The following is a 12,967-nucleotide window of genomic DNA, read 5'->3' on the forward strand; positions in this document are numbered from 1 at the left end:
CTGGGGGAGCGATGTCACACCAGACCGAACAGAACGCGCGGACCGTCCGCCGCGGCGGGGCCGGCTGGGCCCTCGTCATCACCAGCGTCGCCGGGTTCATGGCGGCACTCGACAACCTCGTCGTCACCACCGCACTCCCCTCCATCCGCGAGGACCTGGGCGGAGGGCTGCACGACCTGGAGTGGACGGTGAGTGCGTACACACTCACCTTCGCCGTCCTGCTGATGTTCGGCGCGGCGCTCGGTGACCGCTTCGGCCGCCGCCGGCTCTTCCTCGTCGGCATCACGATCTTCACCGCCGCGTCCGCCGCCGCGGCCCTCGCACCCGGCATCGACTCCCTCATCGCCGCCCGCGCGGTCCAGGGCGCCGGCGCCGCGATCATGATGCCGCTGACGCTGACCCTGCTGACGGCGGCAGTGCCGACGGCCAAGCGCGGGATGGCGTACGGCATCTGGGGCGCCGTCAACGGGCTCGCGATCGCGTCCGGGCCGCTCATCGGCGGCAGCCTCACCGAGCACATCTCCTGGCAGTGGATCTTCTGGCTGAACGTTCCGCTCGGCCTCGCCCTGCTGCCGCTCGCCCGTCTGCGCCTCGCCGAGTCGTACGGCACCGGCGCCCCGCTCGACTTCCCCGGCACCCTGCTCGCCAGCGGCGGCCTGTTCGGGATCGTGTACGGCCTGGTGCGCGGGCCCGCCGACGGCTGGACCGGCCGTCTGGTCCTGACCGGCCTGTTCGCCGGAGGCGCGCTGCTCGTCGGGTTCGTCCTCTACAGCACTCGCGCCAAGAACCCGATGCTGCCGATGCGGCTGTTCCGCTCCCGGGCGTTCTCGGGGATCAACGCCGCGAGCACGCTGATGTTCCTCGGCATGTTCGGGTCGATCTTCCTGCTCAGCCAGTACATGCAGGGCGTGCTCGGCTACTCGCCCACCGAGGCAGGGCTGCGGATGCTGCCGTGGACCGGCATGCCGATGCTCGTCGCGCCGATCGCCGGGATCCTCGCCGACCGCATCGGCGGCCGGCCCGTCGTGGCCACCGGACTGTTCCTCCAGGCCGCCGGCCTCGCCTACATGGCGTCCGTGGTCACCGTCGACGTCTCCTACGCCGCCCAGCTGCCGGGTCTGATCATCAGCGGCGTCGGCATGGCCCTGTTCTTCGCCCCGGCCGCCCACCTGGTCATGTCCAGCGTCCGCGCCTCGGAGCAGGGCATCGCCTCCGGCGCCAACAACGCCCTGCGTGAGGTCGGCGGCGCGCTCGGTATCGCCGTCATGGCGTCGATCTTCTCCGCGCAGGGCGGCTACGAGACCGGCCAGACCTTCGTCGACGGTCTGCGGCCCGCCCTGGTCACCGGCGCCGCGGTGGTGGCTCTCGCCGGGGTCGCCGCCCTGCTGATCCCGGGCCGGCGGCACGACGGCAAGGCCGTGCGGGCGACCGAGCAGCTGCCTGAGCCCGTGCTGGAAACGGCCTCCCACTGACCATCCCGACCCATGAGGAGCAGTCATGCCCACTCTTCCCTGGACCGTGCCGAATCCCGCGCCGCAGGGCGCCGAGGTGCACGTCTTCGCCTCCCGCTTCGAGACCCGCACCATCTGGGGCGCGCTCCGCTTCCTCATCCGCACGCCGGGTGTGTGGCGGCAGGTGAGCCGGGCGCCCGGAGCGTACGGGGCCTCTCTGAAGGCCGAGCCGTTCAAACGGACCTTCTGGACGCTGTCCGCCTGGGAGTCGCCCGCGGCCCTCAAGGACTTCGCCCGCTCGGGCACCCACGCCCCGACCTCGCAGGGTCTGTCCGCGCAGATGCGGGACGCGAAGTTCGCCACCTGGCAGGTGTCGAGCGACGACCTCCCGCTGGACTGGACGGAGGCGTTCCGTCGTCTGACCTGAGCGGCACGCGCGCGTGGTGCGCGCCTCAGCCCCGGCACTCCGCATGGGTGCCGGGGCTGTCGGTGCCGTCTCGTAGTCTTGAGCGCGTGCAGGAACTCCACGACGCGCCCCTCGCCCCGTTCACCACCTTCCGGCTGGGCGGCCCCGCCACCCGCCTGGTCACCGCCACCACCGACGCCGAGGTGATCGACGTCGTGCGCGAGGCGGACGCCAGTGGGACCCCCCTGCTGCTCATCGGCGGCGGATCGAACCTGGTCATCGGCGACAAGGGCTTCGAGGGCACCGCCCTGGTCATCGCCACGAAGGGCTTCGAGCTGGACGGCACCACGCTCGAACTGGCCGCCGGCGAGGTGTGGACCGACGCCGTCGCCCGCACCGTCGAGGCCGGGCTCGCCGGGATCGAGTGCCTCGCCGGAATCCCCGGCTCCGCAGGCGCAACGCCCATCCAGAACGTCGGCGCCTACGGCCAGGAGGTCTCCTCCACGATCACCGAGGTGATCGCGTACGACCGCGAGTCGGGCCAGACCGTCGTCATCCCGAACGCCGACTGCGCCTTCTCCTACCGCCACAGCCGCTTCAAGGCCGACCCCGAGCGCTACGTCGTCCTGCGCGTCCGCTTTCGGCTGGAGGACGCCGACGGGCTGTCCGCCCCCATCAAGTACGCCGAGACGGCCCGCGCCCTCGGTGTCGAAGCCGGCGACCGCGTGCCCCTGGCCGCCGCTCGCGAGACCGTGCTGAAGCTGCGTACCGGGAAAGGCATGGTCCTCGACCCCGAGGACCACGACACCTGGTCGGCCGGATCCTTCTTCACCAACCCGATCCTCACCGACGACCAGTTCACCGCGTTCCACGCGCGCGTACGCGAACATCTCGGCGACGGGGTGGAGCCGCCCGCCTACCCCGCGGGGAGGGGCCACACCAAGACCTCCGCGGCCTGGCTCATCGACAAGGCGGGCTTCACCAAGGGGTACGGCACCGGCCCCGCCCGCATCTCCACCAAGCACACCCTCGCCCTCACCAACCGCGGCGAAGCGTCCACCGAGGACCTCCTCGCGCTCGCCCGCGAGGTCGTCGCAGGCGTCCGCGAGACCTTCGGCATCACGCTGGTGAACGAGCCGGTGACGGTCGGCGTCAGCCTGTAACGCGCGACCTGCGCAGGCGCTCGGCAAGGCGCTCAGTAGGCCACGCCCACGCCCTGCTTCACCGTGGCCCGGTCGCCGAGCGTGGCCAGCATGGCGTGCGCCACGTCGGCGCGCCCCAGGAAGCGTCCCGCGCGCGGAAAGCCGCCCAGCACCTTCCGGTACGTTCCGGTGAGCGGCCTGTCCTGAAGGCGCGGCGGCCGTACGACCGTCCAGTCCGTTGCGCTGCGCGCCAGCTCGGCCTCCATCTCCCGCAAGTCGGTGTAGATGTCCTTCAGCACGGCCGAAACGATGCCGCGCACGGTGCGGTCGAGGAACCCGTCGCCCTCCGGCGCGGGACCGACCGGCGCCGCGCTCACCACGACCAGCCGCCGCACGTCCTCGGACTCCACGGCGCCGAGCACCGCACGCGTCAGCCGCGCCGCGATCCCGGCGTCCTTGCGGCTGCGCGCACCGAGCCCCGACAGCACCGCGTCCCGCCCGGCTACGGCAGGACGCAGGGCCTGGGCGTCCGTCAGGTCCGCGCGGAACACCTCCAGCCGCTCGCCGGTCACGGTGAACCGCGCCGGATCCCGCACCACTGCCGTGACCTGGTGCCCCGCGTCCAGCGCCTGGCGGACGATCTCCTGGCCGGTGCCTCCGCTGGCACCGAAGACGGTGAGTTTCATGGGGTCTCCCGTGAGAGGTGTAGGAAGGTGGGTGAGTGTTCACTCACCCCTTGTCTCCTCTAGAGTGAGTAAGTACTCACCCACCCGTCAAGAGCGATTGGACGTTTCCATGGAAAACCGGCCCACCCGCGTTCGACTCCTCGACGCCGCACACGAGCTGATGCGCACGGTCGGGCTGGCGCGGACCACCACCAAGGAGATCGCACGGGCGGCCGGGTGCTCCGAGGCGGCGCTGTACAAGCACTTCGACAGCAAGGAAGAGCTCTTCATCGAGGTACTCACCGAGCGACTGCCCCCGCTCCGCCCGCTGCTCGGCAGCCTCGCCGCCGAGCCTGGCCGGCACTCCCTGGAGGAGAACCTCACCGAGATCGCCCGCCAGGCGGCGCTGTTCTACGAGCAGAGCTTCCCGATCGCCGCGTCGCTGTACGCGCAGACCGAGCTCAAGCGGCGGCACGACGACGCCGTACGGCAGATGGGCGCGGGCCCGCACGTGCCGATCCAGGAGCTCGACACGTATCTCCGGGCCGAGCAGGAACTGGGCCGGGTCGGCACGGACGTGGACACGTTCGCGGCAGCGTCGCTGCTGATGGGTGCCTGCGCGCAGCGGGCGTTCGCCTACGACGCGACGAAGGAGGCCGTACGGCCGCCGGTGGACGAGTTCGCCGCCCGGCTGGCCCGCACGCTGCTGGCCGGTGTCGCCGACTGATGCCGGCCGCCGACTAGGCGAGCCAGTCGTCCACCCCCGCCAGCAGCTTCGCCTTCATCTCCTCCGGCGCCGCCGACCCCCGCACCGACTGCCGGGCCAGCTCCGCCAGCTCCTCGTCCGTGAAGGCGTGGTGCCGGCGCGCGATGTCGTACTGGGCGGCGAGGCGCGAGCCGAAGAGCAGGGGGTCGTCGGCGCCGAGGGCCATCGGGACGCCCGCCTCGAAGAGCGTCCGCAGCGGGACGTCCTCGGGCTTCTCGTAGACGCCGAGGGCGACGTTCGACGCGGGACACACCTCGCAGGTCACGCCCCTGTCCGCGAGGCGCTTCAGCAGCCGCGGGTCCTCCGCCGCCCGCACCCCGTGGCCGATCCGGTTCGCGGCCAGGTCGTCAAGGCAGTCCCGGACCGAGGACGGGCCGGTCAGCTCGCCGCCGTGCGGTGCCGACAGCAGGCCGCCCTCGCCGGCGATGTGGAAGGCGCGGTCGAAGTCCCGCGCCATGCCCCGGCGTTCGTCGTTCGACAGCCCGAAACCGACCACGCCCCGGTCGGCGTACCGCACCGCGAGCCGCGCCAGCGTGCGGGCGTCCAGAGGGTGCTTCATCCGGTTCGCGGCGACCAGGACGCGCATCCCCAGCCCCGTGTCCCGCGACGCCGTCTCCACCGCGTCCAGGATGATCTCCAGCGCCGGAATCAGACCGCCCAGCCGGGGCGCGTACGACGTCGGGTCGACCTGGATCTCCAGCCAGCCCGAGCCGTCCTTGATGTCCTCCTCCGCGGCCTCCCTGACCAGCCGCTGGATGTCCTCCGGCTGCCGCAGGCACGAGCGCGCCGAGTCGTACAGGCGTTGGAAGCGGAACCAGCCCCGCTCGTCCGTCGCCCGCAGCTTCGGCGGCTCCCCGCTGGTCAGTGCGTCGGTCAGCGCCTCGGGCAGGCGCACGCCGTACTTGTCGGCCAGTTCCAGCAGGGTCGCCGGCCGCATCGAGCCGGTGAAGTGCAGGTGCAGATGGGCTTTCGGCAGCTCAGAGACATCACGTACACGCTCCATTCCAGGATCCTGCCGTACGTCTGAGCCGTCCCGGTAGCGGTTTCCCCTTTAGTGGTCTTGCTCGCACAAACAAATGGGGCCGCCTCCGAGAATCCGGAGGCGGCCCCATGGCAGAAGACGGACGTCAGTCCCTGGCCTCCGCCAGCAGCTTCTGGATCCGGCTCACGCCCTCGACGAGGTCCTCGTCACCGAGCGCGTAGGAGAGCCGCAGGTAGCCCGGCGTACCGAACGCCTCGCCCGGCACGACCGCGACCTCGGCCTCCTCCAGGATCAGCGCGGCCAGCTCGACGCTGTCCTGCGGGCGCTTGCCGCGGATCTCCTTGCCGATCAGCGCCTTCACCGACGGGTACGCGTAGAAGGCGCCCTCGGGCTCCGGGCAGACCACGCCGTCGATCTCGTTGAGCATCCGCACGATCGTCTTGCGACGGCGGTCGAAGGCCTCACGCATCGTCGCGACGGCGTCCAGGTCGCCGGAGACGGCGGCGAGGGCGGCCACCTGGGCCACGTTGGACACGTTCGAGGTGGCGTGCGACTGGAGGTTGGTCGCGGCCTTGACGACGTCCTTCGGGCCGATGATCCAGCCGACCCGCCAGCCCGTCATGGCGTACGTCTTGGCGACACCGTTGACCACGATGCACTTGTCGCGCAGCTCGGGAAGGATCGCGGGCAGCGAGGTGAACGTCGCGTCGCCGTAGACGAGGTGCTCGTAGATCTCGTCCGTCATGACCCACAGGCCGTGCTCGACGGCCCAGCGGCCGATCGCCTCGGCGTCCTCGGCGCTGTAGACCGCGCCGGTCGGGTTCGACGGGGAGACGAACAGGACGACCTTCGTCTTCTCGGTGCGGGCGGCTTCCAGCTGCTCGACCGAGACGCGGTAGCCGGTCGTCTCGTCGGCGACGACCTCGACCGGGACACCGCCGGCGAGACGGATCGACTCGGGGTACGTCGTCCAGTACGGGGCCGGGACGATGACCTCGTCGCCCGGGTCCAGGATCGCGGCGAAGGCCTCGTAGATGGCCTGCTTGCCGCCGTTGGTTACCAGGATCTGCGAGACCTCGGGCTCGTAGCCGGAGTCGCGCAGCGTCTTCGCGGCGATCGCGGCCTTCAGCTCGGGCAGGCCGCCGGCCGGGGTGTAGCGGTGGTACTTCGGGTTCTTGCACGCCTCGATGGCGGCCTCGACGATGTAGTCCGGGGTCGGGAAGTCGGGCTCACCGGCGCCGAAGCCGATCACCGGACGCCCGGCGGCCTTGAGGGCCTTGGCCTTCGCGTCCACGGCGAGGGTGGCGGACTCGGAGATCGCGCCGACTCGGGCGGAGACCCGGCGCTCGGTGGGTGGGGTTGCAGCGCTCATGGGGCCCATCGTTTCAGACCGGAAACGCGGGCGGCACGCGGGTTTCACAGACTGAACATCGGCTGAACATCTGTCCGGATCGGGCCCTCGGCCAGGGCGATCTTGCGGCGGCGTACGGCCGAACTCCGGGCGATCTTCCGTCGTTCAAGTCCTCATCGGCCACTTTCTGTTCGACGAGGCGCCCGGGACCACGTACACTCTCACCTCGTTGGCCTTCAGCAGCCGCGGTCGCACGGTGCACAACGAGCACCCGGTCGGATGCGGTACGTTGGGGGACACCACAAAGGGTCGTAGCTCAATTGGTAGAGCACCGGTCTCCAAAACCGGCGGTTGGGGGTTCAAGTCCCTCCGGCCCTGCTACACACACCTTCGCCAGGATGTGTGCGCATGTACGTACAGCAATGCACCGCCGTGCGGCTCAGACCGGGCGCGGCACGGCCACGACCCGGAATCAGGTGAGGACGAGTGACGGACGCCGTGGGCTCCATCGACATGCCTGATGCCCAGGACGAGGCGCCGGAGTCCAAGAAGACCCGCAAGGGCGGCAAGCGCGGCAAGAAGGGCCCGCTGAAGCGACTGGCGCTCTTCTACCGCCAGATCGTCGCGGAACTCCGCAAGGTCGTCTGGCCTACGCGTAACCAGTTGACGACGTACACCACTGTGGTGATCATCTTCGTCGTCATCATGATCGGCCTGGTGACCGTGATTGACTATGGGCTCGACAACGCCGCCAAGTACGTCTTTGGCTGAGCCAAGAGCGAAGGGCGCCGTGGTTACCGGCGCCCCTTTCGCATGTTCCACCCCTATGTATCCAGGAAGAAGCAGCCACCGTGTCTGACCAGAACCTGAACGACGCCGTCGAGCCGCTCGGGCAGGATGCCGAGTCCGTGGAAGACGAGCTCGACATCGTCGAGGGCGCGGACGAGGACCTGGACGAGGTCGAGGCTGCCGACGCCGAGGCGGGCGAGCCGGCCGAGGAGGCCGCGCTGCACGTGGAGGACGAGGAAGAGGCCCCGGCCGAGGAAGAGGCCGAGCCCGTCGACCCCATCGCCGCCCTGCGTGAGGAGCTCCGCACGCTGCCCGGCGAGTGGTACGTCATCCACACCTACGCCGGTTACGAGAACCGCGTGAAGACCAACCTGGAGCAGCGCGCTGTCTCGCTGAACGTCGAGGACTACATCTTCCAGGCCGAGGTGCCGCAGGAAGAGGTCGTCCAGATCAAGAACGGCGACCGCAAGACGATCAAGCAGAACAAGCTCCCGGGTTACGTCCTGGTCCGCATGGACCTGACGAACGAGTCCTGGGGTGTCGTCCGCAACACCCCCGGCGTCACCGGCTTCGTGGGCAACGCCTACGACCCGTACCCGCTGACCCTGGACGAGATCGTCAAGATGCTCGCCCCGGAGGCCGAGGAGAAGGCCGCTCGCGAGGCCGCCGAGGCCGAGGGCAAGCCCGCTCCGCAGCGCAAGGTCGAGGTCCAGGTGCTGGACTTCGAGGTCGGCGACTCGGTCACCGTCACCGACGGCCCGTTCGCCACGCTGCAGGCCACCATCAACGAGATCAACGCCGACTCGAAGAAGGTCAAGGGTCTCGTGGAGATCTTCGGCCGCGAGACGCCGGTCGAGCTGTCCTTCGACCAGATCCAGAAGAACTGAGCAGCTTGGCCGACATACGCAACGAGGGCGCCCCGCCGGTGGATTCCGGTCCGGGGCGTCTTCGCCGTTTCCGCCTTCCCATGGTGTTTCTGCTGCTGGCAGCGGTGTTCGCGACCGGCCCGGCCTACCTCGGCACGACCCAGTGGCAGCGGGTGGCGCAGGTTCAGGACGGTGTCCGTGCGGTCGGCACCTTCCATGCCGAGGGTTCCAACTGCTGGGGTCAGCGCTGCTGGGTCGAATTCGAGGTCGACGGCAAGCAGGTCGAGGCCGATCTGCCCGCCCTCACCCGTGTCAGCAAGCGCAAGCTCTCGCGGGACGGCAAGCCGATCAGCGTCAGATACCTGGCCTCGGATCCCACGGTGGCGGCGGAGGAGGACGGCTTCGGCTACGTGGGCGCCGTCACCGCTGCGTCCGCCCTGCCCGCCGTGATCCTGCTGATCTTCGGTATCGGCACCCTCGGAGCCGTACTGCGTGGGCGGCCACCCTTCTCTCCGTGGTCCTCCTGAGCTGCCGATTTCATGTCCCGCTGCCACAGCAGCTATCGTGGTGCGGTATGCCATCTGCCCGGTGAATCATCCGAATGACGCAGGTGGTACTCAACCTCTCAGTAAGGACCCGGAGAGAGCATGCCTCCCAAGAAGAAGAAGGTCACGGGGCTCATCAAGCTCCAGATCCAGGCCGGTGCGGCCAACCCGGCTCCGCCGGTCGGCCCGGCGCTGGGTCAGCACGGCGTCAACATCATGGAGTTCTGCAAGGCCTACAACGCCGCGACCGAGTCGCAGCGCGGTTGGGTCATCCCGGTGGAGATCACGGTCTACGAGGACCGTTCCTTCACCTTCATCACCAAGACGCCGCCGGCCGCCAAGATGATCCTCAAGGCCGCGGGCGTGGAGAAGGGCTCCGGCGAGCCGCACAAGACCAAGGTCGCCAAGATCACTGAGGCGCAGGTCCGCGAGATCGCCACCACCAAGATGCCCGACCTCAACGCCAACGACCTGGACGCCGCCGCGAAGATCATCGCCGGCACCGCCCGTTCCATGGGCATCACGGTCGAGGGCTGACCTCAACCCCGCAAGCAGAAGTCAGTGGCAGGGCCTGCTCGGCCCGGACCACAACTCCTAAGAAACCCAGGAGCAGTAGTGAGCAAGCGCAGCAAGACTCTCCGCGCTGCGGACGCAAAGATCGACCGGGAGAAGCTCTACGCCCCGCTCGAGGCCGTCCGTCTCGCCAAGGAGACGTCCACGACCAAGTTCGACGGCACCGTCGAGGTCGCCTTCCGTCTGGGTGTCGACCCGCGTAAGGCCGACCAGATGGTCCGTGGCACCGTGAACCTTCCGCACGGCACCGGTAAGACCGCCCGGGTCCTGGTCTTCGCGACCGGTGACCGTGCTGCGGCCGCGGAGGCCGCGGGCGCCGACATCGTCGGCTCCGACGAACTGATCGACGAGGTCTCGAAGGGCCGTCTGGACTTCGACGCCGTCGTCGCCACCCCGGACCTCATGGGCAAGGTCGGCCGCCTCGGCCGCGTGCTCGGTCCGCGTGGTCTGATGCCGAACCCGAAGACCGGCACCGTCACCCCCGACGTGGCCAAGGCCGTCACCGACATCAAGGGCGGCAAGATCGAGTTCCGCGTCGACAAGCACTCGAACCTGCACTTCATCATCGGCAAGGTGTCCTTCGACGACACCAAGCTGGTGGAGAACTACGGCGCCGCGCTGGAGGAGATCCTCCGTCTGAAGCCGTCCGCCGCCAAGGGTCGCTACATCAAGAAGGCCGCGATCAGCACCACGATCGGCCCCGGCGTTCCGGTCGACCCGAACCGCACCCGCAACCTCCTCGTCGAGGAGGACCCGGCCGCGGTCTGAGCCAACGGCTCACCAGGCTCGAAGCGGGCCCCGCACCCTTCCCGGGTGCGGGGCCCGTCCCCTTCTCCGGCCCCGTTCTGTCAGTGCCCTGGGTTAACTTGCATTCACGGGGTTCGCACAGGGGGGACGAATGACGAGCACGAGGGCGCGCCGGTCGGCGTTCTGGGTCGCGCTGCTGACCGCGCTGACGGCCCTGGCCGCCGCCTGCACCTCCTCCGACCGCCCCGACGAGGAGAACCGCGCCACACCCTCCCAGGCCGTCATGGCCGCCCTGCGCACGGTAGAACGGTCCACCGGCGAGGCCGAGTCCGCCCGCGTGAGGTCCACGACCACCATGGGCTCCGAGCTGTCCATGAAGTCCGACGGCACCCTCGCCTGGCGCGACGGCCTCACCGGCACCCTGACGATCACGTACACCGGCGGCACGACGGCCGCGACGATGCGCCGGCTGGGCACCACGTCGATGGAGGCCCGCTATCTCCCCGACGCCTACTACGCCCGCATGGGCGAGAGGTTCGCCGAGAAGGCCGACGGCAAGCACTGGATCAAGTACGCCTACGACGACCTGGAGAGCCTCGCAGGCAGCTCCGGAGCGGCCCTCGCGGACCAGATGCGCGGCACCGCGCCGCACACGTCGGTGAAGCTGCTGCTGTCCTCCACGGACGTACGGAAGGTCGGCGAGGAGACGGTGAGAGGCGAGCGCACCGCGCACTACTCCGGCACCGTGTCCGGAGCGGGCGTCGGCACGCAGAGCGTCGACATATGGGTCGACGGCCACAACCTCCTGGTCAAGAAGGCCGAGAAGGGCCACACGGCCACGGGAGGGCAGCTCACCCAGACCGCGTACTACAGCGACTACGGCGTGAAGACCACGGCCGAGAAGCCTCCGGCGGGGGACACGGTGGACCTCAAGGACCTGCTGAAGAAGAAGGGTGGCTGAGCACCGTAAGGGCCGATTTGCTTGACGGCGATTGCGTCCCGTACTCTCCTACAGAAGCCCAAGACCGCTGGTCGTTGCCGTGCACTCGCGAGAGAGCGCGGTGGCCGAAGGATCCGCTGAAATGCGGGCGACCCGCGCAGGTGACAGTGGAAGAACTCCCGGAGTACGCGCATCCCGCGTGTGCGGCCGGTCGAGTCCGCCCCGTGCGCCTGCGCCGGGGCGTTTCGTTTTCCCCAGTCCTCCTTCGGGTCCGCGCGGTCCGAATCACCCGGAAGGAGGCCGAGGCTCATGGCGAGGCCCGACAAGGCTGCCGCGGTTGCCGAGTTGACGGAGCAGTTCCGCAACTCCAACGCCGCTGTGCTGACCGAGTACCGCGGTCTCACCGTGGCGCAGCTCAAGACGCTGCGCCGGTCGCTCGGTGAGAACGCCCAGTACGCCGTGGTGAAGAACACGCTGACCAAGATTGCGGCCAACGAGGCCGGGATCTCGACGCTCGACGACCTGTTCAACGGTCCGACGGCTGTCGCCTTCGTCACCGGTGACCCGGTGGAGTCGGCGAAGGGTCTCCGTGACTTCGCCAAGGACAACCCGAATCTCGTCATCAAGGGCGGTGTCCTTGACGGCAAGGCGCTCAGCGCCGACGAGATCAAGAAGCTTGCGGACCTCGAGTCCCGCGAGGTTCTGCTCGCCAAGCTGGCGGGCGCTCTGAAGGGCAAGCAGACGCAGGCTGCTCAGGTCTTCCAGGCGCTCCCGTCGAAGCTCGTCCGCACCGTGGACGCGCTTCGTGCCAAGCAGGACGAGCAGGGCGGTGCCGAGTAATTCGGCTCGCACGATGACCGCCGCCGCCTGAGGCGGGGGTCGCAGCGGGCCAACGTACGCCCGCCAAACATGTACATCCGGCACCAGCCGAATTAGTGGAAGGAAAGCCATCGTGGCTCTCACCCAGGACGAACTGCTCGCCGAGTTCGAGGGCATGACCCTCATCCAGCTCTCCGAGTTCGTGAAGGCGTTCGAGGAGAAGTTCGACGTCACCGCCGCCGCCGCGGTCGCCGTTGCCGGCCCGGCCGGCCCGGCCGCCCCGGCCGAGGCCGCCGAGGAGAAGGACGAGTTCGACGTCATCCTCACCGGCGCCGGCGACAAGAAGATCCAGGTCATCAAGGTCGTGCGTGAGCTCACCTCCCTGGGCCTGAAGGAGGCCAAGGACCTGGTCGACGGTGCGCCGAAGCCGGTTCTGGAGAAGGTCAACAAGGAGGCCGCGGACAAGGCCAAGGAGTCCCTCGAGGGCGCCGGCGCCTCCGTCGAGGTCAAGTAAGACCTTCCCGGTCTTGCGGGTCGAGTTCGACCTCCGCGCATGCTGAAAGCAGTCCGTCAGGGGCTGTAACGCAGTCGCACCGAAGAGCGATCATCCATTCGGGTGGTCGCTCTTCGGCGTTCCTGGGGGCGCGGCCACGGTTGCCTTGCGCCCGCTTCGGCGGGGGGTATGGTGATCTTCGTCGTGTCCCTGGGCGCCCCCGCGTTCGGGCATGGGGGCCTTGACGAACCGCACGCAGCGCGCAATTCTCAGGACGCGTCGCCACAAGGATCCGAATCCGAGGCATGGATCGGCGACGAAGAGGGCAGTATCAACGTGCATTGAGGGCAAGCATGCCGAGGGCGTTGAGAACAACGAGGGTCGCGAAAAACCCGCACTGGACATCAGTGTGCCAAGTGGCTACACTGACCC

The 12,967-nt window shown here is 69.2% G+C and carries 15 protein-coding genes and 1 tRNA gene; 13 read left to right on the forward strand and 3 right to left on the reverse strand.

Annotation, left to right across the window (positions count from 1 at the left end; all coding sequences use genetic code 11):
* Window positions 1-11: 11 nt before the first annotated feature.
* The 3 genes from ABD932_RS23925 to ABD932_RS23935 all read left to right on the forward strand — a co-directional run bounded on the left by ABD932_RS23925 (window position 12) and on the right by ABD932_RS23935 (window position 3,020).
* A complete protein-coding gene (locus ABD932_RS23925) occupies window positions 12-1,472 on the forward strand; it encodes an MFS transporter (RefSeq protein WP_345015588.1) in 1,461 nt (486 codons plus the stop codon).
* Between the two features lie 25 nt (window positions 1,473-1,497).
* Window positions 1,498-1,878, forward strand: coding sequence for a DUF3291 domain-containing protein (locus tag ABD932_RS23930; RefSeq protein ID WP_345015589.1), 381 nt, complete (start codon window positions 1,498-1,500; stop codon window positions 1,876-1,878).
* An 86-nt stretch (window positions 1,879-1,964) separates the two neighbouring features.
* Entirely contained in the window at window positions 1,965-3,020 is a 1,056-nt protein-coding gene (locus ABD932_RS23935; RefSeq protein ID WP_345015590.1) for a UDP-N-acetylmuramate dehydrogenase, read from the forward strand.
* Window positions 3,021-3,052: 32 nt separating this feature from the next.
* Here ABD932_RS23935 and ABD932_RS23940 read toward each other — a convergent pair whose 3' ends face one another.
* On the reverse strand, window positions 3,053-3,685 hold the full coding sequence (locus ABD932_RS23940) for an NAD(P)-dependent oxidoreductase (protein ID WP_345015591.1): 633 nt from the start codon (window positions 3,683-3,685) through the stop codon (window positions 3,053-3,055).
* Between the two features lie 109 nt (window positions 3,686-3,794).
* On the opposite strand from ABD932_RS23940, the gene ABD932_RS23945 reads away from it, so the two are divergent.
* Window positions 3,795-4,391, forward strand: a complete 597-nt coding sequence (locus ABD932_RS23945; RefSeq protein ID WP_345015592.1) for a TetR/AcrR family transcriptional regulator — start codon at window positions 3,795-3,797, stop codon at window positions 4,389-4,391.
* Window positions 4,392-4,404: 13 nt separating this feature from the next.
* Here ABD932_RS23945 and ABD932_RS23950 read toward each other — a convergent pair whose 3' ends face one another.
* Window positions 4,405-5,433, reverse strand: coding sequence for an adenosine deaminase (locus ABD932_RS23950; protein WP_345015593.1), 1,029 nt, complete (start codon window positions 5,431-5,433; stop codon window positions 4,405-4,407).
* A gap of 124 nt (window positions 5,434-5,557) precedes the next feature.
* Complete coding sequence (locus ABD932_RS23955; RefSeq protein ID WP_250091288.1) at window positions 5,558-6,784, reverse strand: pyridoxal phosphate-dependent aminotransferase; 1,227 nt, start codon at window positions 6,782-6,784, stop codon at window positions 5,558-5,560.
* A 284-nt stretch (window positions 6,785-7,068) separates the two neighbouring features.
* Between ABD932_RS23955 and ABD932_RS23960 the strand changes: the two genes are divergently transcribed.
* From ABD932_RS23960 to rplL, 9 genes are all read left to right on the forward strand, one after another.
* Window positions 7,069-7,141 (forward strand) — tRNA-Trp (locus tag ABD932_RS23960).
* Between the two features lie 108 nt (window positions 7,142-7,249).
* Window positions 7,250-7,534 carry a preprotein translocase subunit SecE gene (gene secE / locus ABD932_RS23965; protein WP_126394245.1) on the forward strand — a complete coding sequence of 95 codons (285 nt, stop codon included), beginning with the start codon at window positions 7,250-7,252 and terminating at the stop codon, window positions 7,532-7,534.
* 80 nt (window positions 7,535-7,614) lie between these two features.
* Entirely contained in the window at window positions 7,615-8,439 is an 825-nt protein-coding gene (nusG, locus tag ABD932_RS23970) for a transcription termination/antitermination protein NusG (protein ID WP_345015594.1), read from the forward strand.
* 5 nt (window positions 8,440-8,444) lie between these two features.
* Complete coding sequence (locus ABD932_RS23975; protein ID WP_345015595.1) at window positions 8,445-8,945, forward strand: hypothetical protein; 501 nt, start codon at window positions 8,445-8,447, stop codon at window positions 8,943-8,945.
* Between the two features lie 120 nt (window positions 8,946-9,065).
* Complete coding sequence (rplK, locus tag ABD932_RS23980) at window positions 9,066-9,500, forward strand: 50S ribosomal protein L11 (RefSeq protein ID WP_028805116.1); 435 nt, start codon at window positions 9,066-9,068, stop codon at window positions 9,498-9,500.
* 78 nt (window positions 9,501-9,578) lie between these two features.
* Window positions 9,579-10,304, forward strand: a complete 726-nt coding sequence (gene rplA, locus ABD932_RS23985) for a 50S ribosomal protein L1 (protein ID WP_126394248.1) — start codon at window positions 9,579-9,581, stop codon at window positions 10,302-10,304.
* 130 nt (window positions 10,305-10,434) lie between these two features.
* The gene (locus tag ABD932_RS23990) at window positions 10,435-11,244 is read left to right on the forward strand and encodes an SCO4651 family lipoprotein (RefSeq protein WP_345015596.1); all 810 of its coding nucleotides are present in this window, start codon (window positions 10,435-10,437) and stop codon (window positions 11,242-11,244) included.
* A gap of 288 nt (window positions 11,245-11,532) precedes the next feature.
* Window positions 11,533-12,063, forward strand: a complete 531-nt coding sequence (gene rplJ, locus ABD932_RS23995; RefSeq protein ID WP_345015597.1) for a 50S ribosomal protein L10 — start codon at window positions 11,533-11,535, stop codon at window positions 12,061-12,063.
* Window positions 12,064-12,172: 109 nt separating this feature from the next.
* Window positions 12,173-12,556, forward strand: a complete 384-nt coding sequence (rplL, locus tag ABD932_RS24000; RefSeq protein WP_126394250.1) for a 50S ribosomal protein L7/L12 — start codon at window positions 12,173-12,175, stop codon at window positions 12,554-12,556.
* Window positions 12,557-12,967 lie beyond the last annotated feature (411 nt).

The organism is Streptomyces shaanxiensis, from assembly GCF_039537145.1.
GTDB lineage: Bacteria > Actinomycetota > Actinomycetes > Streptomycetales > Streptomycetaceae > Streptomyces > Streptomyces shaanxiensis.